Source organism: Acinetobacter sp. XS-4 (genome assembly GCF_023920705.1).
Taxonomy (GTDB): Bacteria; Pseudomonadota; Gammaproteobacteria; order Pseudomonadales; family Moraxellaceae; genus Acinetobacter.
The window spans coordinates 3,998,005-4,024,098 of sequence record NZ_CP094657.1 but is presented as its reverse complement, the minus strand read 5'-3'; the positions used below and the strand labels follow the sequence as shown (position 1 = coordinate 4,024,098).

Below are 26,094 nucleotides of genomic sequence, written 5' to 3'. Positions count from 1 at the left end.
TCATGTCACTTACATCTAATTTGCGGCAGTTTCAATCTGCTGCTCGTCTGGAGCAAATTTTAGGCTCCGTACATGATATCAATAATGATTTTTCTTGGTCCGCTGCCATTGAGCGTGATGAGAAAGAACAATACCCTCAGCGTGCTGTTGATTTTCTGAATGCCGTGGGCATGAACCGTTTTTATGTACCTTCAGAGCTTGGAGGTCGCATGGAAATTGGTGAAGAGTTGCTATATCTGCATCGTGTGCTGGCGCGACGTGATCTAACCATCAATTCGACCTATAGCACGAATGCTTGGTCTGTGATCGTATGGATCGGTGGTAATGCGAACCAATGCCAAAACATTGCTAGTCGAATTTTGAGTGGTGCTGCACCTGCGCTGGCTTATAGTGAAAAAGCGCATGGAGCTGACCTTTTATCTAGTGAAGTAACTGCACAAGCTACTGAAAGCAAGTACGTCTTAAATGGCGAAAAATGGTCAATCAATCGCGCGACTCTAGGTGACTCTTTAAGTCTGATTGCTAAAACGTCGGATGACCGTGGTCCACGTAGCCTGAGTGCATTCTGGCTTGATAAACGCCATATGGTTTCTAAGGAAACTTATAGCCTGAACCGTCTGCCAACAGTGGGTATGCGTGGGCTAGATATTAGCGGTATTGGCTTTAACAATGCTGAAATTCACAAAGATGCTCTGATCGGTGAAGAAGGTCAGGGGTTGGAGCTTGGACTCAAGACGCTACAAGTGACGCGTGCATATTGCAGCAGCTTCTCTCTGGGTGCTGGTGATACGATGCTGCGCATCGCGACCGAGTTTGCTATCGAACGCGAGTTGTATAACAAAAAAGTCATTAGCATTCCGCTCGTACGTGAGCAACTCGCTACTGCTTATGCTTATCTGTTAGCAGCTGAGGTATTATCACTCGTTGGCGCGCGCGGGCTACATGTCTGTATTAATCAATTCAGTACATGGTCACCGATCATCAAGGTACTGGTGCCTGAGTATGTCGAGTCATTGGCTAAGATCACTTCCTCGGTACTTGGGTCACGTTTTTTCTTAAGAAATGCATATGCTGATGGAATGTACCAGAAAGCCTTCAGAGATCATCTGATTGTTAGTGTGTTTGACGGTAGTAGCACCGTCTGTCTAGACAGCCTGAGTTTTCAACTCAAATCTGCCAATAAAGGGCGTAGTAAAAAAGCCAACCATCTCGACCAAGCTGAAGCTAAATCACGCTATCGCCAGTTATATGACTTACAGGTGAAGACGGACGCTATTGATTTTCGTGAGCTTGAGATTTTCAACCGCGATGGTGACTTGGTGATGGAGTCATTGGGAACGATCATCGAGATGCTCAACGATGCGGACGTTACAGAGGGATTGACTACTGAGATCCTGTCCTCGCTACGTGAGCGTGCTGATCAGCTTCTTATCGAGCAGCGCACGCTAGATCAAAAAATTCAGGATTATTTCTCAAATTCAGAAGCGGCTAAAGAGTTTGAAACTTTGCGTTTCAGTCTGGCCCGCGATTATGCCGAGCTATTTTCTCGTATTGCTGTGTTGGGTTTCTGGATCTTTAACCGTCATGGCTTAAGACCAGCTTTGCAGGATGGTGCATGGCTGATCATTTTCCTAAATGCTGCTGAAGGGCAGACGATCCCTCCAATGACATCACTGCGTGAAAGCACATTGGCAGATCTGCTAGACCGAATTTCAAACAACCATATGTTATCTGTCATCGATTTTGCACTGGCACCGCGTGATGCCCAACCAGTTAAAGAGGATATTAACCCATGAATAAAGATAAAGCTTACTGGAGCGAAATCATTCGTACGCTAGTAGCCAAAGAAATGCGTGTCGAACCAGAGGCTCTTGATCCGCAGCAAAAATTTACTAGTTACGGTCTTGATTCTATCGTCGCTTTGTCGGTGTCAGGGGATCTGGAAGATCTAACACAACTGGAACTTGAGCCGACACTACTATGGGATTACCCGACCATTAATGCGTTGGCTGAATATATTGTTTCTAAGTTGCAGCAGGGAGTTGCTTCGTGAATAACCTTGTACGACTGGAACCTGCAATTTTATCGCGCCATGCGATTTCTGCAGAACAGCTCGGCATCTGGTATATCCAGCGGCTTGAGTCAACTTGCAGTGCCTACAATATGGTGGTGGCCTTTGATGTGAAGGTCAACCAGCCATTAGGCAACAAGCCAATGGAGATTCTAGAGGCGGTAATGCATGATTATCCGCTGTTGCGTGTCAGTATGCCTGCCAATGATCAAGGTATTGAGCAACTCATCTGGGATCGAATCTATCCTAATATCGTCTTCTCTGATGCTCGCCATGTCGATGCATCTGATTTGACGCAATTGGTCGAGCAGGATACTAAACAGCCATTTGACCTGACTCAACCACCGCTGTGGCGTATTCATTGTTATGAACGTGGTGAAAATCACTATGTGATTGCAGTCGTGATTCATCATGCCCTCATGGATTTCTGGTCGATTGGTCTCTTACTGCGTGATGTTGGCAAACGTTTTGGACTAGTTACAGAGTCAGACGTAGTGAACGGAATCGAGTTCGCACAGTATGCCGATAAGCAGCAGAGTACTGCGATTGACGATGCTGATGAGAGTCTAATTTTCTGGAAAAATGCATTGCAGCATGCACCACACGTGCATAGCATTCCGCTTGATTATCCTCGGCCGGCTGTGCAGCAACACAAAGGTAGCTCACTGGTGTTCCGTGTGCCTGAATCAGTGTCGTCTGGTCTTGTGAACTTAGCGAAAGATTATGAGATCACGCTGTTTGGACTCGTACTATCTGGCTTCTATATCCTGCTACATAAGCTATCGAATGAAAATGAACTCGTTATTGCTACACCTGTAGCTGGTCGACTTGAACGCTCGTTGCGCAATGCGCTGGGGCAGTTTGTCAATACGATTGCTATTCACATGGACATCGATGCTGATCAGACTTTGCGTCAATTTACACAGCAGGTGCAGGAACAATTAAGACAGAGCCTCAAGCATCAAAAAGTTGCCTTTTCCAGAGTGGTTGAAGCTGTTTCACCAAAGCGTGATGGTAGTATTAACCCATTAGCTCAGGTGGGAATGTTCTGGGAACGTCTAGGTGGTATGGATGAGTTTAAAGAACTACTCCTGCCAATCCAGACCCCAGCGACCTTGGTTGGTCAAGATTTGACGTTAGGAAGTTTCCCAGTTCGCCAGCAAGAAGGTCAATTAGATCTTACGCTGGAAATGGGCGGTGATTATCAAGGCGAACTGGTTGGTGTATTGAAATATAACTCTGAGTTATTTTCTGCACAGTCTGCCGAGAATATGGTGCAACTGCTGCAAGCTGTACTATCAGAGATGGTGGCTCATCCTGAACGTAAGATCGTTGAGTTAGATATTGCGCCTGATTATGTGGATTGCATCCAGTTTGAGACCCTACGTGGGCAGGCTACTGATTATCCTCAACATGATCTACTTGGAATGATTCTAAAGCAGATTGATGAGCGTGGTGACAATCATGCTTTGACCTCAAAGGGTCATGCGGTTAGCTATCGTGAGTTAGGTCAACATATCGCTGGTATTGCTGACTATTTACGTGCGCATGGCGTTACCCGTGGCGATCGTGTAGGTCTGATGTTAGATCGTACAGCTTTATTGCCAGCAGCAATCCTCGGGATCTGGGCGACAGGAGCAGCTTATGTGCCGCTAGATCCTAATTTCCCAAGTGAACGTTTACACAACATCATCGAAGATGCTGAACCTAAAGTCATCTTGGCTCAAACAGAGTTGATGGATGCTCTTAACGTTTCTGTGCTGCGTTTAGATATCAATCAAGCTGGTGTTGTGTCGCTAGAGCAAGTGCGTGAGACGCTGGCCTTTGGTGAGACTGCTTATGTGATGTACACCTCTGGCTCGACAGGTAAGCCTAAAGGCGTACGTATTGGGCATCCTTCAATCATCAATTTCTTGTTGTCCATGAATGATAGATTGCAAGTAACTTCTGAAACTCAGTTGTTAGCAATCACCACTTATGCGTTTGATATTTCAATTCTTGAGCTACTGATTCCGCTGATGTACGGCGGTGTAGTGCATGTGTGCCCACGTGAGGTATCACAAGATGGCAATCAATTGGTGGATTATCTAAATGTTAAGTCGATCAATGTTTTGCAGGCAACACCGGCTTCTTGGAAAATGCTCTTAGACAGTGAATGGAGCGGCAATGCAGGGTTGACAGCACTCTGTGGCGGCGAAGCGCTAGATACTATTCTTGCAGAAAAACTGCTGGGTAAAGTCGGCTGTCTTTGGAATGTCTATGGACCGACCGAAACTACAGTGTGGTCTAGTGCAGCTCGTATCACCGATGCAAAGTGTATTGATTTAGGCGAACCACTAGCGAACACCCAGCTTTATGTCCTTGATGAACAGCAACGTTTAGTCCCACCGGGCGTCATGGGAGAGCTTTGGATTGGGGGTGATGGTCTAGCAGTTGATTACTGGCATCGACCTGAACTGACAGATGCGCAATTTAGAACTTTGCCATCTCTACCAAATGCTGGTCGACTCTATCGTACCGGAGATAAAGTCTGTCTGCGTACGGATGGAAGTTTGACTCATCATGGACGTCTAGATTTCCAAGTCAAGATTCGTGGATTCCGTATTGAACTAGGCGAAATCGAGAATGTTATTAAACAGATCGACAGTATTACAGATGCAGTCGTACTGGTTAAGACGACAGCCAGCAACGACCAGAAACTGGTGGCTTATTTAACTGGACATGAGATTGATATTGCTAGTTTGAAAAAGACGATGCAAATCCATCTACCAGCTTACATGGTACCAAATACGTTTATGACGTTGGATGAATTTCCAATGACAGCCAACAATAAGTTGGATCGTAAAGCGTTTCCTGAGCCTGTGTTTGAACAAAGTAACGATTATGTTGCACCACGTGATCCGATTGAAATTGAACTCTGTACTACCTTTGAGCAGATTTTGTCGGTTAACCGGGTTGGTATACATGATGACTTCTTTGATTTGGGTGGACATTCGTTACTTGCTGTGAAGCTTGTTAATCACCTTAAAAAAGCATTTGGCACCGAACTATCAGTTGCTTTGCTGGCCCAATATTCCACTGTGGAGAGTTTGGGTGAGATCATTCGTGAAAATAAAGAAATTAAGCCTTCTATTGTAATTGAACTGCGCCGTGGAACTTACGAGCAACCACTGTGGTTGTTCCATCCAATTGGTGGTAGCACCTTCTGTTATATGGAGCTTTCGCGCCATCTCAATCCGAGCCGCACCTTGCGTGCTATTCAGTCTCCGGGCCTGATTGAAGCAGATGCTGCTGAAGTTGCGATTGAAGACATGGCAACACTCTATATTGCTGAAATGCAAAAGACTCAGCCTGAGGGACCTTATTTTCTTGGTGGCTGGTGCTTTGGTGGTGCGATTGCATACGAGATCAGTCATCAGTTGCGTCAAATGGGGCAGCAGGTCACAGGTATTGTCATGATCGATACCCGAGCGCCGATTACAGAAAATGTGCCTGAAGATGCCGACGATGCGATGCTTTTATCTTGGTTTGCCCGCGATTTGGCTGCGCCTTATGGCAAAAAGCTGACGATCCCAGCGCAATACTTGCGTGAATTGAGTCCAGATCACATGTTTGATCATGTACTTAAAGAAGCCAAGGCCATTAATGTCTTACCTCTAGATGCTGATCCATCAGATTTTCGACTTTACTTTGATACCTATTTAGCGAATGGCATCGCACTCCAGACCTATTTCCCAGAACCTGAAGATTTTCCGATCCTCTTGGTTAAGGCTAAAGATGAGCTGGAAGATTTTGGCGAAAGTTTAGGCTGGGACCAACTGGTTAAAGACACGTTTACACAGGTGGATCTGCCTGGTGATCATTCATCGATTATGTACGCTGAGAACGTCGTGGCTGTTGCCCAGACGATTGATCAGATGTATCCAATCCCTGCATAAAAAATACAAGAAGGTAGAACCACTATGGTGACCATAGAACATGCTTTCCTCATGCCGGCCGAGATTGACAAGGTTTTCAACTACCTTGCAAACCCAGCCAATGATGCAGGCTGGCAATTGTCCTGTAAGCATTCTGAACTGCTAGACAATACTCCGCGTGTGGGCAGCAAGTATGAAATCGGTTTTAGCTTTATTGGACGTGAGATGTCCTTTAAAGGTGAAATCACACATCTAGTACCGAACGAATTATATGCGTTCAAAGTCGTGGAAGGACCTTTCCTCTACACAGGTACTTATCGCTTCAAACCACATCCTGAAGGTACATGGATTGAGTGGGTGTTTGAGGCTGAACCAGGCAGCTTTTTTGGTGTATTGCCTCCAGCACTGCTGAAAAAGATGGTTCTTGCTCAGTTTAAAAAAGATGTTGCTAATCTTGAAGCATTGGCTCAGAAGGGCGAAGCCTATGAGTCGGCTGGTAACGATAGTAAGCAAACGCATGAGACCACTAAACCACTTCGTAAGACTCATCAGGTGATGGAACAATACTCGCGTTGGATTCTCAGACATCGCCGTATTGTGCTGACAGTGGTCATGCTCTTGACCATTGCGTTGGCGTATCTTGCATCTGGCGTAAAAATTATTATTGATCCAGACGCGCTTGCCCCTAAAGGACATCCTTATATCACCTCGACCAAGCTGATTGAAAAGAAATTCGGCTCCAAGTACATGGTCGTGATTGGTATTACACCAAAGCAGGGGGATATTTATCAGCCGCAAGTGTTAGAAAAAGTCAAACGCATTACCGAAGAAGTTGATAATGCTCCGGGTGTGGTTCGATCTACTCTAATGAGTCTGGCTGCACGTCAGGCCAAAGGGATCACCGCCAATTCAGATGGATTTGATGCCAAGAAACTATTGCCGAACAGTTCTGTAACTGAGAGTGATGTTGATCAGCTGAAAAAACTGCTGGCACTCAATCCAATCTACATGAATTCGGTAGTATCTAAAGATCAGAAAACTGCTGCTATTTTGCTTGAGCTTGAGGAAAGTCCAGAAGGCTTCCAAAAGATGATGGGCCCGATCAACAAAATCGTAGCGGCTGAACAGTCTAAAGATATGACCATCAGTGTTGGTGGTAATCCAGTCTATTTGGATAAAGCTGAAGATTACTCTAAGCGTATCAACATTTTGTTCCCGATTGCCATACTGGTCATTGGGTTATTGCACTTCGAAGCATTCCGCAGTAAGCAGGGTTTGATCCTGCCACTAGTTACAGCTTTACTGGCTGTGGCGTGGGGTATGGGTATGATGGGTCTGTTCAAACAGCCAATGGATATTTTTAACTCTCCTACACCAATTCTGATTCTGGCCATTGCGGCGGGGCACGCCGTACAGTTGCTCAAGCGATACTATGAAGACTTTGATCGTCTGATTGCCCAAGGGATGGAGCCTAAAGCTGCAAATAGCGAAGCCGTGGTGCAGTCTATGGTTCGTGTTGGTCCAGTTATGATACTGGCTGGCGGAATTGCAGCGGCTGGATTCTTCTCGCTGTTGACCTTTAATATTCCGACTATCCGTTCATTCGGTATTTTTACAGGAATCGGGATCATCAGTACGCTGATCATTGAGATGACTTTTATTCCTGTACTTCGCTCGATGTTACCACCGCCTTCGGTTACCAAGGTCGCACGCAAAGGTTTACCGATTTGGGACTGGATTCCAAAACGAATTGGTGATGTCATTCTGTCAGTTCGTCCGCGAATGATGCTAATGACTGTGATTGCAGTACTGGGTGTTTTTCTTGCTCTCGGTACTAGCCGTATTGTGGTAGATAACGATAGCCGCAACTTCTTCTCGCGCGATCTACCAATGCAGCAAGACGACAGATTCTTGAATCAGTCTCTTGGTGGTACAAACAGTCTTTACATCATGGTCGATACTAAAGTTCGTGATGGTATTGAAAACCCAGAAATCCTAAAAGCGATTGATAATACAGAAAAGTTCGCGAATTCAATTCCAGAGGTCGGTAAAACCATCTCTATCGTGGACTATATCAAAAGAATGAATCAGGCAATGAATGCCGATCAGCCACAGGCATTTCAGGTTCCAGCAACTAAAGATATTGTTGCTCAATATCTGCTGTTGTATTCAATGTCTGGTGAGCCGACTGATTTTGAATCTTACATTGATACAACTCAGCGCTATGCCAAGATCACGATTCTGCTAAAAACAGGGAGTAATCACCGCATTAAAGAAATCCTTGAGTCGCTAAAAACGTATATGGCGGGTCAGTTGGGTGATAAAGCTGTCGTGAGTTTTGGTGGTGATGTGACTCAGACCATTGCTTTAACTGAAACGATGGTTCACGGCAAGCTCATGAACATTCTACAGATTTCATTTGCGGTATTCTTTATCTCTGCGCTAGTTTTCCGCTCGTTCTCTGCTGGACTCATTGTCCTAACACCACTTCTATTCTCGATTCTTGCAATCTTTGGTGTGATGGGCTGGCTCGACATTCCGCTCAATATTCCGAACTCTCTGATCTCAGCCATGGCGGTTGGTATCGGTGCAGATTATGCCATTTACTTCCTCTATCGCTTGCGAGAAATCTTGAGTGAAGAGGGTGGTGATATCAAAGATGCTATTCGTAAAACTTTAAGTACGGCTGGTAAAGCTTCGCTTTTTGTTGCGACTGCTGTTGCTGGTGGGTATGGCGTATTGTCCTTATCACAAGGCTTCCATGTGCATCAATGGCTAGCGATGTTTATTGTGATTGCGATGCTTTTCAGTGTATTTGCAACCTTAATTATGGTACCTACAATGATTCTAATGTTGAAACCTCGTTTTATTTTTCCCTCAAATAAGAAGAACATTACCGTTGCACAAACGGTTGTGACAAGTCTCTTGTTGGGTACGGCGCTCACAATGTCGATGCCTAAAACATCTCATGCAGATGAAGTCCAAGACATTGTTAATCGTAGTGATGATGCCTCTAAGTTTTTGAGTTCAAGTGCTAGTGCCAAATTTGTGCTGACGTCTAAAAGCGGCGAGCAACGCGTACGTTTGACTAAAAATATGACTAAGCTTGCTGGAAATACTCAGAACAATATGCGTTTGACTGAGTTCATCTCACCAGCAGATGTACAGGGAACTACGACGCTATTGATTGAGAACTCAAAAGGCAGTGATAGCATGTTTGTCTATTTGCCTGCATTGAAAAAAGTACGTCGTCTTGCATCAGCGAATAAGGGCGATGCTTTTATTGGTACGGACTTTAGTTATGGTGATGTACTTGGCTATAAGTTAAGTGACTGGAAGTACACTAAACTGGCAGATGGCAAATTTAATGGCAAAGATTGCTACACGATTGAAGCAACGCCAATCAATAATACTGTGAAGAGTGACTTTGGTTATAGCAAACGTCGTATGTGCATCCTCAAAGATAACTTTGTTACAGCAACCATCGACATTTGGGATACAGCAGGTAAGCCGTTAAAGCATATTGAGTTCACGGATATCCGTCCTTACGGCAAAGTGAAACCAAGATGGCAGGCCATGAAATCGATGGCGAAAAATCTGCAAACTCAACATATGACACAAGTTATCGTCAGTGATTTTGTCGCAGAGAAAACCTTATCTGATAAGATTTTCTCACCGCAGAGTCTTGAAAAATGACGCAAGGTACCTTTTGGGTATTTGCATGCTGCAGTAGCTTTATGCTACTGCAGCATGCTTATGCAGATGACAGCGAAATTAGTTTTGTGAGCCAGAACTCGGCTAGATTCGATGTGTGGTCATCGGATCGTGATTTAAGTTCGTTAAAAAACATTGGACAAGCAAGTTTCTGGTCCAATGGTACGCTCAAGTTTAACCCAGAGTTTAAGATCCATTACGATATAAATATTGGAGACGAAACGGACCATACTGTAAACCCAGATCAGGTGAGTAAGGTAAATCGTAACTTACGTGAGTTGTATGCTTCTTATAACTGGGATCAGACAGTCTATGTCGATGTTGGTCGCCAGATTGTAGTCTGGGGGAGAGCTGATGGAATTAACCCAACAGATAATCTATCGCCCCGTGACTATACGCGCCTAGTGCCAGATGAGACAGATCAACGTATTGGAAATGATGCAATCAAATTGACATATATTCCTGAATCAGGAACCAATAAATGGACAGCATTGTGGTATCCGCGTAGTCGTTCAGATGTGATTCCATTACGCCAGATTTCTGGTGTCCAGTATGAAATAGATAAGAAGAGCCGTCCTGCATTTGCAATGCGCTGGGATTATTCTGTAGATGGTTTAGATGTTGGGGCATCGTATTTCTCAGGTTTGGATCACATGCCCGATCTGTCAATTCTTTCTGCATCTCCAACAGGGGAGGCAACATTGCAGCTGAAAAATAATCCTATGTCCGTCTATGGATTTGATTTCAGTTATAACCATAACGATATCGTATGGCGCGGTGAAGCGGCATATACCCATACTGACTCGAATGGTAGTGAAGATCTTACGCACAAAAAAAATAATCTGACCGTGGTCTTGGGGCCAGAATTAGCATTGAAGAATTCCACGCTGAGTTTGGTCGGCGTATACAAACATACGGAGGACTTTAGATCTGCCGACAGCCTAACAAATCCATCATTGAGTGCAGTCTACCGTTATCAGCAAACAATCAGTAACCAATATCAGCAGAATCAGTATGGAGCTATGCTGCGCTATGCACTTAACTTACTGAATGATAATCTAAAATTAGAAGTAACAGGATTCTATTTTGCACCAGAGCCTAATGAATTGTTGAGAGTACGTATTAATTACAGCCTTGATGATCACTGGCAATTGAATGTAGGTGGAGACCGCTTCTGGGGCAGAAATGATACGGTGTTAGGACAATTTAGAGATAACAGTCTGGTGTATGCCCAGATTCGATATAACTTTTAAGATAATTCGCTCCAAAATAATGCTGGAGTTTGCAGTCCCTAATAAGGTGATTTATGGATAATTTAAATAACGCAAAAAAAGATAATTTTTCACAGAAGACCATATTAGTAACAGGTGCAGCGGGTTTTATTGGCAGTAGGTTGATCGTTGATCTCCTGCGTGAAGGTCATCAGGTGATTGCTGCGCTGCGTAATGCCGCAACCAAGAAAGACAAGCTGTTAGGCTTCATTGCAATGCAAGGGTTGGTTGATCCATCTATTTCTTTTGTTGAATATGATTTGAGCCGAGACTTTAAGCTGGACTCTTTACTATCAGATGCTCAAGCAAAGATCCATGTTATTTATCATCTTGCCGCATCATTTAATTGGGGCATTAGCAAAGCTGAAGCTGAGCGTACCAATATTAAGTCAGGACTTGCCTTAATTGAATGGGCTGCAACATTGAAGCAGCTTGAGCGATTTATCTGGATTGGTGGATATCGTGTGGCTGCTCCACGACAAGAGTCAGCTGATGAGTTGTATTGCAAACATGGTGGCTATGAAGCTTCAAAAATCTTGGGTTATCAAGCTTTCATTGAGGCCTGTAAGCGTTTAAATGTGCCGTGGACTGCAATAAATCCGGCGACAGTCATTGATGGTTTCTATACATATGGCGATATGCAATACATTGGTGTCGCTGACATGCTTGATAAGCTCTATCAGGGACGTCTGCTGGCTTTGCCAGGTGGCCGTGACACATTCCTACCACTGTGCAATATGCAGTATATCGTGAGCTTTCTAATCCGAACGATGTCTTATCCTGAGACTATTGCTCAGGAGTATATGTTGCTTGACCCTGCGACACCGAAACTTCATCGTCTCATTCACCTAGCTGCCGAGCACTTAGGAGTCAGCGCACCACATTTACAACTCCCCAAAGGTCTATTAGAGAAATTGCCTGAGGTACTGCTTGATGGTTCTAAAGAGCAACTCTCTTTCATTTCTACCGAGCACTATCATGTTGCTGGGGCAGAGGCACAGGCCGCTAAAATGGGCATCGCGGACCTGATCAATATCAGTCCTTATTTCTCTCACTGGATTGATCGTCTAGTGCTTAGCCATTTTGGTCGTATGCAAGTACCAACACCTAGTCATTTCAGCTATCAGAATCGATATTGGACAGAAATCTATACTAAACAGCCAATTAGTTCTGACACATCATCTGCATTATTTTTACATGGGATTCCATTCGATAGTACATGCTGGTCTCCAATCATTAATAAAATCACATGCGATCAGGTCGCTATGATGGACCTACCGGGACTTGGACGTTCAGGCAGTTATGAGATGATGGAAGACAACAACCATCAATTTATTGATGCCGCGGCAAAGCTTTTAGCACCAAATAGTATTGTTGTTGCACACTCGTTAGGATGTCTTTTTGCGTTGAATCTTGCAAAGAAATATCCAGATAAAGTTGCACGCCTCATCCTCATATCGCCTTATTTTGTTCAGGCACAGGCCGCTAAAATGTTTCAGATAAAAACCATATCTAATCTGATTTTCCGTTTTGTGCCAAAAGATATGATTGCGAAAGACCTACATCCAGATGGACAACAAAATCCTTCTGTTGGTTATGCAATGGATTCTTTACGTCGAGTGTCGGTAGCCAAGCACATTAGTGAGTATATGCACCGCATTAGTTTGCCGCAGCAGCGGGCAACTCAAACAGCTTTGTTAAACGAGCTTAGCTCGAAAGTTGAAATCATTGTGGGAGAGAACGACCCAATTGTTACCACAATAAGCTCAGATATCCCTGTACATATCATCGCTGGTGCAGGCCATAATCCGCATATTACACATATAGATGCGGTTTCTGACTACCTCGTACCAGTTCTGAAGAAGTACAACAGCACCACAGCTTCTTAATGTCTGATCGTGCCCAAGTGCAGGTTTATATTTGCCCAGTTTCACGGGTACCACAAGACCATTTGATATTGAGTCATTATCTCGGCTTTCTCAGTTCGGCAGAGAAGCTGAGATATGATCAATATCATCCTAAGGCGGCTCGCCTTTTCTTGATCTCTCGCGTATTAGTGAAGACTGTCTTGGCGGATAAGCTAGGCATTTCCTCGCATGAGGTTAACCTGCAATTACATCCCAACGGCAAGCCTTTTGTACAAGGCAGCAAGGCTGTGTATTTTAATCTTACTCATTCAGCGGACGTCATCATCCTTGCTGTGACTGAAGAAGGGGAAATAGGAGTGGATATTGAACAGGATCGTGAGTTCGAGTGGATGCGTGTTGATAGTGTGTTAGCACCGATTGAAATTGAATGGATTAAAGAGAATGAACTCACTGATCCATTCAGTGCATACCAGCGGTTTTTTCAAATATGGACCTTAAAAGAAGCCTATATTAAATGTACTGGCGAAGGAATGAGCCGTCATTTAAAAATGCTTAACTTTCATGTGTCTGCTGAACATATACAGTTTCTCGACTCAACCAATGATGCTCAAAAGACAGAAGAGTATTATTTTGAAAGCTATATATATGATTCTAACTTCATCTTTTCTATATGTTTACAACAAAGTTGTAGCCTAGAGCGCTTTAACTTGGACTGTTTTCAATTATTACCTTTTATCTCTACGCATCGAATAACTCCAACGCCTTGCAAATATAACTAGATTTAATCGTTATAACTGGTGATTTAAAAATTTGAATCTAGTAATGAAATACTTGGCCTTGAACTGAGCCATTCTCAATAAAGTATGTTGTGAATACATAGACCGCAAAAATTATGAATCAATAAAAAGAAAAAAGCCCCAGTCTTTCGACTAGGGCCTTTTAAATTTGGAGCGGGAAACGAGACTCGAACTCGCGACCCCAACCTTGGCAAGGTTATGCTCTACCAACTGAGCTATTCCCGCATATATAAGCAGTTTTTACGAAAACTTTCTCAAAAAAAAACCAATTTGGAGCGGGAAACGAGACTCGAACTCGCGACCCCAACCTTGGCAAGGTTATGCTCTACCAACTGAGCTATTCCCGCGTGCCGCTTATAATACATTAAGCGAAACATGGGTCAACAACTTTATGCAAATAAATATGCTGATTGCATAAAATAAAATCAGAAATGAGCAATTAGATGTATTTTTATCGTTAAGTTGCCGAATAAATAGACATTTTGTTTGAAGCCAAAGCGTACAAGAGCAACTTTTGTTTGTGTGTAGACAGGGTATACTAGGTTCAAATATACGAATAATCGTAAAAGGAACAGCTATGAGTCTTGAACAACAATTGATTGAACGGTTACAAACCCTTGCACCTAGCCATTTGGAAGTCATCAATGAGTCTGCTGGACATGGTGGTTATTTTCCAGGTAAAGAGTCACATTTTAAAGTGATTGTGGTGAGTGAGGAATTTAACGGATTACGTTTGGTTCAACGTCATCAAAAAGTTTATGCCTTAGCTTCCGACTTAATGAATCCAGGTCAAATTCACGCTTTAGCAATTCATGCTTATTTGCCAAGTGAATGGCAAGGTCAGGCACCTGCTAGCCCAGAATGTGCACATGCACCTAAAAGCTAAGGGCTAATTTCATGGATGCACATTTACTCACTAAAATTATTCATATGACTGCGGTAGCTGCCGCACTTATGGTTTTTGTCTTACGCGCTTCAACTCTGTTTGTGGGCGTGCAAGGGGAGCAACCAAATCCGGCGGGACGCAAAATATTAGTTGCCTTACAGCATCTATCATTTACCGTAGTTTTTATTACGGGCGCAATTTTATTGGTCATGAAAGACTTTCAGGTACAGCCGTGGTTTTACGCTAAAATTATTCTATTTTTAGTCTTGTTATCTTCTCTGATGAAAGCCTTTAAAAAAGATGACACTCTTTTATTGGCGCAACGTAGGGCTGGTTTAATGATTAGCGCTATCGCATTTATTGCTATTATTATTTTAGTGATTGTGAAGCCTGTTTTTGCTTAATTGTTCTACATTCTTTGCCTTTTTGCTTAAGCTCTAGGTTAAACTGCGTACAGTAAAAAAATATGCAGAGGGAAACATGTTAACTCGTGTGGTGTTTAACCAAAAAGGCGGTGTAGGGAAATCAAGTATTACTGTAAATTTGGCTGCAATTAGTGCCAAACATGGCTTCAGGACATTGGTCATTGATCTTGATCCTCAAGCCAACTCTAGTCAGTACCTTTTGGGGGATGACGCAACTTATTCTGCTGAAAAATCAATTTTAGAACCAAATATCGAAAATTTCTTTGATGATGTGTTGGGAAACAATCAACAAAAGAGTTTAATCGGTAATGCATTAGGTTCGATTTTAAAAGCCCCACGAAATAAAGATATTGATAGCTTCGTACACTCAACTCCCTTTGCAAAATTAGACGTGCTTCCTGCTAGCCCAACACTTGGTGCTCTTGAACATGCGCTTGAAAGTAAACATAAAATTTATAAATTACGTGATTCGATTCAAAACTTAATTGGACGATATGATCGTATCTATATAGATACACCACCTGCATTTAACTTTTTTACTTTATCGGCACTCATAGCAGCAGATAAAGTCTTAATTCCTTTCGATTGTGATGTCTTTTCAAAGCGCGCGTTACAAACATTGATTGAAAATGTTCTCGAAACGCAAGATGATCATAATGATCGCTTGGAAATTGAAGGAATTGTCGTCAACCAATTTCAAGCTCAAGCAAAATTACCTCGGGAAGTGGTTCAGCAGTTGAAAGATGAAGGGTTGCCTGTACTTAATAGTATGTTACCGCCTTCGGTTTTAATGAAAGAATCGCATCAGAAAAATTTACCTTTGGCTCATTTGGCACCAGAACATAAATTGACTCAAGCTTATGAGACATTGTTTGGTGAGATTGAGCCAAAACGATAAGAGAAAAATGATGAAAGGCTTATATATTGCGCCTTTGGTGGCAGCCACTTTATTGCTAGGCGCTTGTGCTACGACGGTAAAACCGACTTACGTGTCTCCGACTCAGTATCAATCTTTGGGCTGTCAACAGCTACAAAGTGAATATAACCGTATTCAACAATATATCGACAATGGCGTACAAACTCCAAAAAGTACTGGTATGGGTGTTGGACTTGGACTCGGCGGTGGATGGGGACGAGGCGGATGGGGATTCGGTCCATCTATTTCTGTAAATATGGGACAATCTTCGTCAACCAAGAACACCGAACTTTCACGTGTTTTAGGTCAGCAAGAAGCAATAGTTCAGGCTGCTCAATTCAAAAACTGTCCAATTGTTGTTCGAAAAAAGGCGAATTAATAGTCTATTTTGCATCACAATATGCTAATTAAGGCATATTGTGATGAATAAAGTTTAGCAAAATGTTTCATAATAAAATTAATATAAATCAATGTTTTTAAAATTTTAAAGCTTAATAAAACTTGTATTTTCTCTAATCAAAAGCCCTCACAAACTTGCTATATTTTGCCTATTTCGTTTAAGGTGGCCCCATCTTGGATGTTGTGGAAATTTTATGATTGAGAGTTGGTTTTTTGTATTGGCAATGTTGGCTGTTTTACTCATTCCGGGGCCGACAAATGCTTTACTTGCAACCGCTGCTCATTCTCAAGGTTTATCTAAAGCATTCTGGCTTATTCCAATGGAGTGGTTAGGCTATGCTTACGGTATTAGCTTTTGGGCTGTATTTATTCATTTAGCTGCTCCAATCTGGCCAGCACTACTGCTTATATTGCATATTACGAGTGTGCTTTATGTATTCTGGATTTCTTTTCATTTATGGAAGAACACTCATTTACAACAGTTCAGCCAAAGTCATCGTAATATTCGCCCTCGCCAATTATTCTTATCTACCTTAAAAAATCCTAAAGCTTTGCTGTTTGCAGCGGGTATCTTTCCTGCCGAAGCATGGAATTCGCCTGAAAATTTTCTTATGGTATTTGGTGTTTTTACATTAATCTTAATTCCAGCGGCAAGCTTCTGGATGATTTTTGGACGGGCATTGTTAGCGGGTCCAATCAAAAAAATAAAAGCCGATCATTTATATAAAGGATCGGCCATGTTACTCATTTTATGTATGCTTCCGGTGGTATTCCGTTTCTTTTAATTAGTCCCGAACATTGGCTTTTCGGTTTTTGAGTTTTTCACGCATAAATCCGATGATTCCTGGTAAAACGCTAATAATAATGATGCCGAAAATAAGATGGGTAAAGTTATCTTTAACGATTGGCATATTTCCAAATAAGTAGCCTAACGTTACAAAAGAAGCGACCCAACAGAGTGCTCCAATCAAATTATAAGTTAGGAAGAACTTATAATTCATGCTACCAGCCCCAGCAACAAAAGGTGCAAAGGTACGGGCAAATGGAACGAAACGAGCAAAGATAATGGTTTTGCCGCCATGGCGAGCAAAGAATTCTTGAGTTTTAACTAAATGCTGTTTATTAATGAATCGAGAATTCATTTCAAAAACACGTGGACCGATAAAACGTCCAATATGGTAATTTACTGTGTCACCTAAAACGGCAGCAATGAAGAGTAGAGTGCCCAATACCCATGGATCCATCGCACCTGTAGATGCTGCTAAAGCACCAGCCGCGAATAGCAAACTATCTCCCGGCAAGAACGGCATAACCACTAAACCGGTTTCAACAAAAATAATTAAAAATAAAATGCCGTAAATCCACGTTCCGTAATTTATAATAAACTCGGCGAGATGTTGATCAACGTGTAGAATAAAATCAAGAAGTTCCATGATAAGAGCAAGTGGCAAACCGTGCTCAAATCCTAGCAGTGAGCCTATAGAAAGTCAGTATAAAACATCAAAAAAATACAAATTGATCATCTCGTTTATGCAACGATATATATGGATTTTGAGTATTTAATTATCAATGTCCCAAACCTAGAATGAGCTCATCAATAAATAAGCATTTAAATAAAGGTGGCAATATGTTTAATCCAAATGTAGTGGTCAAAAATATCGTAACGCAATCAGGTGCAGACAGTTTCATTAGCCTCATTGCGCGTCTTCTTATCGCCTATATCTTCCTTGTTGCAGGTTGGGGGAAAATTACTGGTTATGCAGCAACTGCTGGATATATGGAAGCAATGGGGGTTCCAGCTGGAATTCTTCCTTTAGTTATCTTGGTTGAGTTTGGTGGAGGTTTAGCCTTGTTGTTTGGTTTCCAGGCGCGCTTTGCGGCTTTTGGGCTTGGAATCTTTAGTATCTTAACTGCATTTTTATTCCACCAAGGTGGTGCTGATGCAGCGGCACAATATAACAATGGCATCCATTTTATGAAAAACCTTGCAATGGCGGGTGGTTTATTCTTCCTGATGCTTCATGGCGCTGGACGTATTAGTCTGGATCATGCAATCGAGAAATAATATTCAAGACAAAATAAAACCGGATGATCAATTCATCCGGTTTTTTTTATTTCTAGGGCTGTAAAATTAGAGCATAAACTGGATTTGTAGTTCCCCAACAACAAAACCAAGTACTGCGCCTACTGCAATGAGTGCCCATTCATCTTCTTTGAACGCAGGACGTAACATACCTTCAAATTCAGATGGTGTTAATTTTTGCATACGTTCAATTAAAGTACTGCGAATATTCATAGCATCTTCTGCATAAGACTCTACGTATTTCATTGTCTCTGGTAGTCGTTGCATAATACGTTCAGCAACTTGCGATTTCATATCCTGATATTTTTCTCCGCCAATTGCATATACAACCAACGGGCGAATAACACCTGCTTGCATATCAATTTCTTGTTTGACATGGCGGTTAACCAGATCAATAACACGTGCAGAATGTGTACCAGAAAATAACTCTTCCATCATATGGCGAGAAGTTAAAAGCTGTTTGGAAATTAGCGCTGCGTAGTCGGCGGCAACTTCATTTTGGCGTTTAATAAACAAACCTTGCCACGTATAACCCAATATTTTCTTAGGATAAAGTGGTCTAAACATCATTTGTAATGCAATCCAGTCACTGAAAAACCCCACAAAGCCACCAAACATTGGCAGCATCCAAGGATATTTACCTTGCGTGACAATCCAGCACAACATCTGAATCACACCAATACCGAAACCGAAGAAAAATCCGACATTACTGAAAAACTTAAATTCTTGTTTGCCTACTCGTTTAAAAATATTGTTGAGCAGGCGTTTGTCTTTAAGTAAGTTACTGATAACAAGATGTTTAATATCAAAATATCGGTTCACATCACGTTGTACTTCACTCATGATGTGTTCAACAATCTCGGGCGCTTTTGATTGCACACGACGAATGAGTCTTTGACGCGCAAACTCTGGCATGCCTTCCCATAACCCTGGCTGATATTCTTGCGCAACATCACGGGTAATATCTTCAGCTGCTGCAAGCAGTGGTTTTTCTATTTCTTTGGCAATACGTTTAGGATCTAAGCGTGCAAAAATTTCTTCAGGTTTAATGAGTTTAGCTGTCATGAGCTCAACAGCAATTGTTGCCATTTTCTCGGCTTTGCGTGGCACGATGCCTTGCCAACCCAGAAACGGTTTAATGCCTTTAAATTCAAGTGGCGAAAACATCATCTGAATGGCAATCACTTTAGTGATGTAGCCAATTAAACCACTCATAAAAGGAATAGAGATATACAACCAAAAATGTTGCTGGAAATCTGCAATCATAGTTTGAAGCATTGTTGTTCCTTAGATTTCTATTGATTTTGATAGGGGGCAACAAGCCATAAAAATGGATAATTGTTTAAGCACAGACAAATATCGCTTATGGTATTTACCTTTCCATGGTAATGCCTGTTTTATCGGCTCATCTTAACATCAAATTCATGGTGATGTTGAATAGAATGTGATGAATTTATCAATACGTGTGAAGTTTTTTAGATTAGTTCAGATCATTGATAAATATAGGTAAATATTAATTTATATCAAAGAATTCAGCGATAGAAATGATTCAAAAATGAAAAAAATAAGATATATGATGATTTGCGGTGCGCCGAAGCGTGAAAAATGTTAAAATGGCGCGCTTAATTCTTTTGCCATTTAGTGGTTTGTCATGACTACCAATACTCAAATTACTGAAGATCGTATCCTGATTCTGGATTTCGGCTCTCAATATAGCCAGCTCATTGCACGTCGTGTACGTGAAGCCGGTGTTTACTCTGAAATGTATGCTTTTGATATGTCTGAAGAAGACGTTCGCGCTTTTAAGCCAAATGGCATTATTTTGTCAGGTGGACCTGAGAGTGTGCATGAAGAAGGCAGCCCACGTGCACCACAAGTGGTGTTTGAGTTGGGTGTTCCAGTATTGGGTATTTGCTATGGTTTACAAACCATGTCTGAACAGTTAGGCGGTAAAGTTGAGCCGGGTACTGTACATGAGTTTGGTTATGCCGAAGTTGATATCGTTAAACGTGACCAACTGATTGGCAACTTACAAGATCGTGAAGACCAACTTCATGTTTGGATGAGCCATGGCGACAAAGTGAGCCAGATTCCAGAAGGTTTTAGCATTACTGCAAGCACACCAAGTTGTCCTGTTGCTGCTGTAAGTGACGAAACACGCCGTTTCTATGGTGTGCAATTCCACCCAGAAGTAACGCACACGGCAAAAGGTGAAGAATTACTTGCAAATTTTGTTCATAAAATTTGTGGATGTGGTGGTCTTTGGACACCTGAACACATCATCGACTTACGTGTAGAACAGCTGCGTAAACAAATTGGTGATGAAAAAGTTCTTTTAGGTCTTTCTGGTGGTGTTGACTCATCTGTAGTTGCTGCACTTTTACACAAAGCAATTGGCGACCAGTTGACATGCGTATTTGTTGACAATGGTTTACTTCGTTTAAACGAAGGTGACCAAGTGATGCAAATGTTTGCTGAAAACATGGGTATTCGTGTAATTCGTGCAGATGCTGAACAACGTTTCTTAACTGCATTGGCTGGTGAAGTTGATCCAGAGAAAAAACGTAAAATCATTGGTCGTGAGTTTATTGCAGTTTTTGCCGAAGAAGCACGTAAACTTGATGGCGTGAAATTCTTGGCACAAGGTACGATTTACCCAGACGTGATTGAATCTGCTGCAAGCAAACAAGGTAAAGCACACGTTATTAAATCTCACCACAATGTGGGTGGTTTACCAGACGATTTAGAGTTTGAATTGGTTGAGCCTTTACGTGACTTGTTTAAAGATGAAGTTCGTAAATTAGGTACTACACTTGGCTTGCCACACAGCATGATTTACCGTCATCCATTCCCGGGCCCTGGTTTAGGTGTTCGTATTTTGGGTGAAGTGAAAAAAGAATATGCAGATATTCTTCGTCTTGCTGATGACATCTTTATGCAAGAGCTTCGCGACAGTGGCTGGTATGACAAAACAGCTCAAGCATTTGCTGTATTCCAACCTGTTAAGTCAGTTGGTGTAGTAGGTGATGGTCGTCGTTATGCGTGGGTGATCGCACTTCGTGCAGTTGAAACAGTTGACTTTATGACAGCTCGTTTTGCACATTTACCATACGAATTGGTTGATAAAATCTCAACGCGTATTATGAACGAAATTAAAGATGTATCACGTGTTGTATACGATGTGTCATCTAAACCACCAGCTACGATTGAGTGGGAATAATTTTCCTCTGTTTGTTGGTAAAGAAAAGGACGCGTTAGCGTCCTTTTTTATTACTTAACTTTTAAAGATTAAAATTAATTTTAATAATTATCAAAATGATAAATCTATTCTTATTACTTATACTTGATAAAAGATATATTAAGATATATCTTAATAATTATAAATTGATCATTTTTAGGTTTTAAAAGATGAAACAGCAATCAGAACATCATCATGCTGAACACAACGAGCATCATCGAGAACATCACCGTTCAGGGCGCCGTGGAAGGCTTTTTGAAGCAGGTCGTATGAAACTTTTAGTACTTCATCTCATTCAGAAAAGCCCTAAGCATGGTTATGAAATTATTAAAGAAATAAGTGACTTGGTGGGTGATGGCTATACGCCGAGTGCAGGAACCATTTATCCAACGTTAACCAGTCTTGAAGAAATGAATTTGATTAATTTGCTAGACGTAGAGCGTAAGCAATATCAAATCACGGAAGACGGAGAGGCTTACTTAACCGAGCAACAAGACAAGTTAACCGAGTTATTAGAAAAATTACGCTTAAGACGGGAAATCCACAGTAATGATGAATTAATCGACATTCACCGTGCAATGGAAAACCTAAAAACTGCCTTACGTTTGAAATTGAACTCGGCAGGTTTACAACAAGAGCAAATTTATCAAATTGCTGAAAAAATTGATCAAGCTGCGGTTGCGATTGGACGGCTATAAGTGGGGAAGTGGAATGTTAGACCTACAGCATAAAATCAAAGAAGCAGGCTTAAAAGTCACTCATCCAAGACTTGCTGTTTTGTCTTTAATTCAGCAACAAACAGAAGATCTGACCGTCAAACAGATTTACCAAAAGTTATATGCCCAAAAACAGAAATTAAGTTTAGCCACGGTTTATCGGGTGGTGAACGACTTAGTAGGAGCAGGTTTAATTTCAAATCGTCAGCCACAACGGGACGAAGCTAAATTTAATTTGCCAACAGTTGAGAATAATCAATTATTGCAAATTCGCTGTACAGATTTAACGGTCGTTAAACAAGAGGAATTTTTAGCGTCTTTACAGTCAGTGTTTACACAATTTCAAGTTGAACTTAGACAAGTTGAAATTATTCAAAGTCATTAATTTTTAATAGAGAATTTATATATGAAACAACATCAATATCATGTCACTGTACAACATCTAAAAAACGCGAAAGGAGAAGCCTCTACCTATACTGAACGTCTTGAGTTCTATGTAGGAAATCATGATGATATCTTTGAAATTGTCGAACGCTTAAAAAAAGTAGATTTTTTTGATGATGAAACTACTAAAGCTTTTGGGGTTGGTCTAAAACTTTTTAGCGAAGTCATGTTGGAAAATCGAGACCATCCGCTATTCCAAGAGTTTTTTCCACAATTTGGGCAGTTTATGAAAAATCTAAAACAGCTCGTTAAAACTCAATCATCTTAAGCTGCTCAATGCAGCTTTAGTTTTTCTATAATTAAAAATTATTGTCTCATTCATAACACCCTGTGTATTACTAAAAGACTATATTGAATAATGAGTGTATTGTTAAGATCATTAGAACAACTCATTGCAAAAGCATAGGTAAAAGAGAGTAATATCATGAGCAATAATAATGATTACGATATTTCTGATTCAAAGGATTGCGAGAAATTTGCCAATCAGTTTATTCAGGAATTTCCAATTCGCTCTGCTGAAATTGGACAGGGGACAGTCATTAAGCGGGCTTTACCTAGCCGACAAAAACGAATGATTGGAGCGTGGTGTTTCTTAGATCATGCAGGTCCAGTAACTTTTCCAGCAGGTGATGGTCTAGATGTGGGTCCTCATCCTCATATTGGTTTGCAAACCTTCACTTGGATGATTGAAGGAACCATGATGCATACTGATAGCTTAGGTTCAAAACAACTGATTCGTCCTAAGCAAGTTAATTTGATGACGGCAGGTCATGGCATTTCACATACAGAAGTTGCACCTGACACAGAAACTCAAATGCACGCTGCACAGCTCTGGATTGCTTTGCCAGATCATAAGCGCAATATGGATCCGAAATTTGAACATTATCCTGAGCTGCCTGTTGTTGAAAAAGATGGTCTAGAATTTACCATTCTTGTGGGTGAATATTTGGCAACGACTTCTCCAGTAGTGGTACATACACCGTTAGTTGGTGTCGACTTAATTGCTAGCGAAGATACTAAAACTCGTATTCCATTAAATCCTAATTATGAATATGGTTTTATGGCTTTAGAGGGTAGTGCTCATGTAAATGGTCATGAGTTAACTGCTGACAACATGGTGGTTTTAGATACTGGACTGAGTGAAATTGAGATTGAAGTAAAAAAGGGCAATCGTATTTTGTTAATTGGTGGTGAACCGTTTGAAACGCCAATTTTACTCTGGTGGAATTTTGTTGCACGTACAATGGATGATTTAAAAGAAGCGCGCGAGCAATGGATTAATCATGATGCACGTTTTGGTGAAATTCCAGATTATGTGGGTGCACGTTTAGAAGCCCCTGTTCTTCCAGACCAAATGAGAGCATCAAAATGACAGCAGTAATTGCAAGCAGTAAAGCAAAGCCCCTTGCTGAGCAATGGAAGGGCGAAATCACCAGTGGTCGTCATCAATATTTTTGTGATGAGCCTGAAAAGCTTGAAGGGCAAGACCAAGGCCCAGCACCCTATGATTTGCTCACTGGAAGTTTGGCTGCGTGTACGCTTATTACTTTAAGAATGTACGCGAAGCATAAAGGTTGTGATTTTGGTGAATTCTCGGTTGAAATTGATTTTCATACCAATAGAGAGCATGAAGAACATATTGAACGTCGTATTGTTTTTAAAGACTTACCAGGTGAAGAACTTCAGCAAAAAATCTTAACGGTATGTGGTAAAACGCCAGTTACTAAAACTTTGTTACGTAGTTTAGACATTCATACTGTGCTTGTTACAGTGTAAAAATGCTATTTTGTGGAGGTGGATGATTTTATATCCATTCCACAAATGGAATAAAACAGCATGTTCACATGCTGTTTTTTATGTAAAAAGAAAAATAAAAGCAGGCAATAACATGATTAGTGTACACCACCTGGAATGTTCGCGATCGTTTCGAATTTTATGGGCTTTAGAAGAGTTAAGCTTAGATTATGATATTCATTATTATCAACGCTTACCTAACTATTCCGCTCCAGAAACATTGAAATGTATTCATCCTTTAGGTAAAGCTCCGATTTTGACTGATGATGAGCAAGTCATCGCAGAATCTGCTGTGATTTTGGAATATCTACAACAGCGTTACGATCAGAAGCAACAATTTAAACCTACACAGCCCCAAGATTTACAGCAGTATATTTACTGGATGCACTATGCAGAAGGCTCACTTATGCCACTATTAGTCATGACTTTGGTCATGAATAGTGTAAACAAGCATGTGCCATGGTTAATTCAACCAGTAGCAAAAAGAATCACGGAAGGGGTGAAGGCAAATTTTGTCCGCCCACGTATGAAAGATCATATTAGTTTTTTAGAAAACTATTTGGCAGAGCATGAATATTTCGCAGGCGATTTTTCATTTGCTGATATTCAAATGAGTTTCCCACTGGAAGCTTTGCAATCACGTTTGCAAGGGAAATACCCTAATATTCAGGCTTTTTTACATCGTATTCAGCAAAGACCTGCGTTCCAGAAAGCGAAACAAAAGGGAGTGGGTTCTAATGAAAGGAATTGTGCTGATATTTAAAAGAAAAGGAACAATTACTTGTTCCTTTTTTATTTGCTTTACTTGCGTTTGATCACAATAGAGTCAATGCCACTGTGTTGTAAGGTCTGTTGAGCAGCCAATGCAGCATCTTGGGAGTCATAAGGGCCTGAAATAACACGGTACCATATTTGCCCATTTTCACTACTTTTGACTACATCTGCAGATAAGCCATTCAAAATAATTTCTGCACGGCGAGCATCGGCCTGATCGGGGTCGTTATAGCTGCGAACCTGTAAAATATAGGTAGGCTGCTGAGGAGCGGTGGCTGATGGGTTAGTATCAATTCCTGCACTTTCTGAAGCTGCTGGTTGAGCTGCACTTGGTGCCTCAACAATCATGGCTGTACCTTGATTTTTGCTTTCAGGAATCGCTTGTTCAGGAATAGGTGTTACTTGCTGTTGAGGCAATAGATCGTAAAAACGGTAGTCTTTATTGGTATCTTCTTCTTGATAGTGCTCAGAGGTAATCTGATTTTTTGCGGGAACAGGTTGCCAAGGTTTCCAAAGCATAAGCATTACAGCGATACATAAGACCGCCAAAATAGCGACAAGTGTCCCTAACCATTTAGGAATTAGGGGCTTTTTAGGCTTGTTAGGTCTTTCAGATACACCGCGTTGCGTTTTGCCAAACACGTGGATTATTCCTCTGTATTTTGATTGTTTTAATTCGAGTTTGATCTCGTATTACGATGCTGAAACAGTGGCTCGTATGAGCTATTTTAACTCTACAAACCACTGCTTACTATATTGCATGACCTTTATTTATTGCCAT

Annotated in this window: 23 protein-coding genes and 2 tRNA genes; 20 read left to right on the top strand and 5 right to left on the bottom strand. The window is 41.5% G+C overall.

What is annotated here, in order from left to right; genetic code table 11:
* Nucleotides 1-20: 20 nt before the first annotated feature.
* Genes MMY79_RS18720 through MMY79_RS18690 form a run of 7 tightly spaced genes read left to right on the top strand, consistent with a single transcriptional unit; the run spans nt 21 to nt 13,620 of the window.
* Nucleotides 21-1,796 carry an acyl-CoA dehydrogenase gene (locus MMY79_RS18720; RefSeq protein WP_252613578.1) on the top strand — a complete coding sequence of 592 codons (1,776 nt, stop codon included), beginning with the start codon at nt 21-23 and terminating at the stop codon, nt 1,794-1,796.
* Entirely contained in the window at nt 1,793-2,053 is a 261-nt protein-coding gene (locus tag MMY79_RS18715) for an acyl carrier protein (RefSeq protein WP_252610874.1), read from the top strand. Before MMY79_RS18720 ends, MMY79_RS18715 begins: the two co-directional genes overlap by 4 nt.
* On the top strand, nt 2,050-6,009 hold the full coding sequence (locus MMY79_RS18710) for a non-ribosomal peptide synthetase (RefSeq protein ID WP_252610872.1): 3,960 nt from the start codon (nt 2,050-2,052) through the stop codon (nt 6,007-6,009). Before MMY79_RS18715 ends, MMY79_RS18710 begins: the two co-directional genes overlap by 4 nt.
* 24 nt (nt 6,010-6,033) lie before the next feature.
* Complete coding sequence (locus tag MMY79_RS18705; protein ID WP_252610870.1) at nt 6,034-9,684, top strand: outer membrane lipoprotein-sorting protein; 3,651 nt, start codon at nt 6,034-6,036, stop codon at nt 9,682-9,684.
* Entirely contained in the window at nt 9,681-10,955 is a 1,275-nt protein-coding gene (locus tag MMY79_RS18700) for a DUF1302 family protein (RefSeq protein WP_252610868.1), read from the top strand. Before MMY79_RS18705 ends, MMY79_RS18700 begins: the two co-directional genes overlap by 4 nt.
* A 53-nt stretch (nt 10,956-11,008) precedes the next feature.
* Entirely contained in the window at nt 11,009-12,862 is a 1,854-nt protein-coding gene (locus MMY79_RS18695; protein WP_252610866.1) for an alpha/beta fold hydrolase, read from the top strand.
* The gene (locus MMY79_RS18690) at nt 12,862-13,620 is read left to right on the top strand and encodes a 4'-phosphopantetheinyl transferase superfamily protein (RefSeq protein ID WP_252610864.1); all 759 of its coding nucleotides are present in this window, start codon (nt 12,862-12,864) and stop codon (nt 13,618-13,620) included. Before MMY79_RS18695 ends, MMY79_RS18690 begins: the two co-directional genes overlap by 1 nt.
* A gap of 167 nt (nt 13,621-13,787) precedes the next feature.
* Here the strand turns inward: MMY79_RS18690 and MMY79_RS18685 are convergent.
* Together MMY79_RS18685 and MMY79_RS18680 are read right to left on the bottom strand one after the other, a co-directional pair.
* Nucleotides 13,788-13,863 (bottom strand) — tRNA-Gly (locus MMY79_RS18685).
* Between the two features lie 46 nt (nt 13,864-13,909).
* Nucleotides 13,910-13,985: transfer RNA gene (locus MMY79_RS18680), tRNA-Gly, on the bottom strand.
* 230 nt (nt 13,986-14,215) lie between these two features.
* Between MMY79_RS18680 and MMY79_RS18675 the strand changes: the two genes are divergently transcribed.
* The 5 genes from MMY79_RS18675 to MMY79_RS18655 all read left to right on the top strand — a co-directional run bounded on the left by MMY79_RS18675 (nt 14,216) and on the right by MMY79_RS18655 (nt 17,049).
* Nucleotides 14,216-14,524, top strand: a complete 309-nt coding sequence (locus MMY79_RS18675) for a BolA family protein (protein WP_000051228.1) — start codon at nt 14,216-14,218, stop codon at nt 14,522-14,524.
* Between the two features lie 11 nt (nt 14,525-14,535).
* Nucleotides 14,536-14,928, top strand: a complete 393-nt coding sequence (locus MMY79_RS18670; protein WP_004640503.1) for a SirB2 family protein — start codon at nt 14,536-14,538, stop codon at nt 14,926-14,928.
* A 76-nt stretch (nt 14,929-15,004) separates the two neighbouring features.
* Nucleotides 15,005-15,847 carry a ParA family protein gene (locus MMY79_RS18665; protein WP_016139600.1) on the top strand — a complete coding sequence of 281 codons (843 nt, stop codon included), beginning with the start codon at nt 15,005-15,007 and terminating at the stop codon, nt 15,845-15,847.
* Nucleotides 15,848-15,857: 10 nt separating this feature from the next.
* The gene (locus tag MMY79_RS18660; RefSeq protein ID WP_252613576.1) at nt 15,858-16,244 is read left to right on the top strand and encodes a hypothetical protein; all 387 of its coding nucleotides are present in this window, start codon (nt 15,858-15,860) and stop codon (nt 16,242-16,244) included.
* Between the two features lie 214 nt (nt 16,245-16,458).
* The gene (locus tag MMY79_RS18655) at nt 16,459-17,049 is read left to right on the top strand and encodes a LysE family transporter (protein ID WP_252610862.1); all 591 of its coding nucleotides are present in this window, start codon (nt 16,459-16,461) and stop codon (nt 17,047-17,049) included.
* On the opposite strand, the gene MMY79_RS18650 is transcribed toward MMY79_RS18655, so the two are convergent.
* Nucleotides 17,050-17,697 carry a DedA family protein gene (locus MMY79_RS18650; RefSeq protein ID WP_252613574.1) on the bottom strand — a complete coding sequence of 216 codons (648 nt, stop codon included), beginning with the start codon at nt 17,695-17,697 and terminating at the stop codon, nt 17,050-17,052.
* 194 nt (nt 17,698-17,891) lie between these two features.
* Between MMY79_RS18650 and MMY79_RS18645 the strand changes: the two genes are divergently transcribed.
* Nucleotides 17,892-18,329 (top strand): DoxX family protein, encoded by a 438-nt coding sequence (locus MMY79_RS18645; protein ID WP_004795325.1) that lies wholly within the window; start codon nt 17,892-17,894, stop codon nt 18,327-18,329.
* Between the two features lie 66 nt (nt 18,330-18,395).
* Here MMY79_RS18645 and MMY79_RS18640 read toward each other — a convergent pair whose 3' ends face one another.
* Nucleotides 18,396-19,613 carry a DUF445 family protein gene (locus MMY79_RS18640; RefSeq protein ID WP_252613572.1) on the bottom strand — a complete coding sequence of 406 codons (1,218 nt, stop codon included), beginning with the start codon at nt 19,611-19,613 and terminating at the stop codon, nt 18,396-18,398.
* Between the two features lie 385 nt (nt 19,614-19,998).
* On the opposite strand from MMY79_RS18640, the gene guaA reads away from it, so the two are divergent.
* The 7 genes from guaA to MMY79_RS18605 all read left to right on the top strand — a co-directional run bounded on the left by guaA (nt 19,999) and on the right by MMY79_RS18605 (nt 25,302).
* Nucleotides 19,999-21,567 (top strand): glutamine-hydrolyzing GMP synthase, encoded by a 1,569-nt coding sequence (guaA, locus tag MMY79_RS18635; RefSeq protein WP_252610860.1) that lies wholly within the window; start codon nt 19,999-20,001, stop codon nt 21,565-21,567.
* A gap of 188 nt (nt 21,568-21,755) precedes the next feature.
* Nucleotides 21,756-22,283: a PadR family transcriptional regulator gene (locus tag MMY79_RS18630; protein WP_252610858.1), complete on the top strand. Its 528-nt coding sequence runs from the start codon at nt 21,756-21,758 to the stop codon at nt 22,281-22,283.
* Nucleotides 22,284-22,296: 13 nt separating this feature from the next.
* Nucleotides 22,297-22,686: a transcriptional repressor gene (locus MMY79_RS18625; RefSeq protein ID WP_252610856.1), complete on the top strand. Its 390-nt coding sequence runs from the start codon at nt 22,297-22,299 to the stop codon at nt 22,684-22,686.
* Nucleotides 22,687-22,707: 21 nt separating this feature from the next.
* On the top strand, nt 22,708-23,013 hold the full coding sequence (locus MMY79_RS18620; protein ID WP_252610854.1) for a DUF3861 domain-containing protein: 306 nt from the start codon (nt 22,708-22,710) through the stop codon (nt 23,011-23,013).
* A gap of 156 nt (nt 23,014-23,169) precedes the next feature.
* On the top strand, nt 23,170-24,117 hold the full coding sequence (locus MMY79_RS18615; RefSeq protein ID WP_252610852.1) for a pirin family protein: 948 nt from the start codon (nt 23,170-23,172) through the stop codon (nt 24,115-24,117).
* Nucleotides 24,114-24,521: an OsmC family protein gene (locus MMY79_RS18610; RefSeq protein WP_252610850.1), complete on the top strand. Its 408-nt coding sequence runs from the start codon at nt 24,114-24,116 to the stop codon at nt 24,519-24,521. The genes MMY79_RS18615 and MMY79_RS18610 overlap by 4 nt, the downstream gene beginning before the upstream one ends.
* 112 nt (nt 24,522-24,633) lie before the next feature.
* Nucleotides 24,634-25,302 carry a glutathione S-transferase gene (locus tag MMY79_RS18605; RefSeq protein WP_252610848.1) on the top strand — a complete coding sequence of 223 codons (669 nt, stop codon included), beginning with the start codon at nt 24,634-24,636 and terminating at the stop codon, nt 25,300-25,302.
* A 38-nt stretch (nt 25,303-25,340) separates the two neighbouring features.
* Here the strand turns inward: MMY79_RS18605 and MMY79_RS18600 are convergent, their stop codons facing one another.
* Nucleotides 25,341-25,955, bottom strand: a complete 615-nt coding sequence (locus MMY79_RS18600; protein WP_252610846.1) for an SPOR domain-containing protein — start codon at nt 25,953-25,955, stop codon at nt 25,341-25,343.
* Between the last annotated feature and the right edge of the window lie 139 nt (nt 25,956-26,094).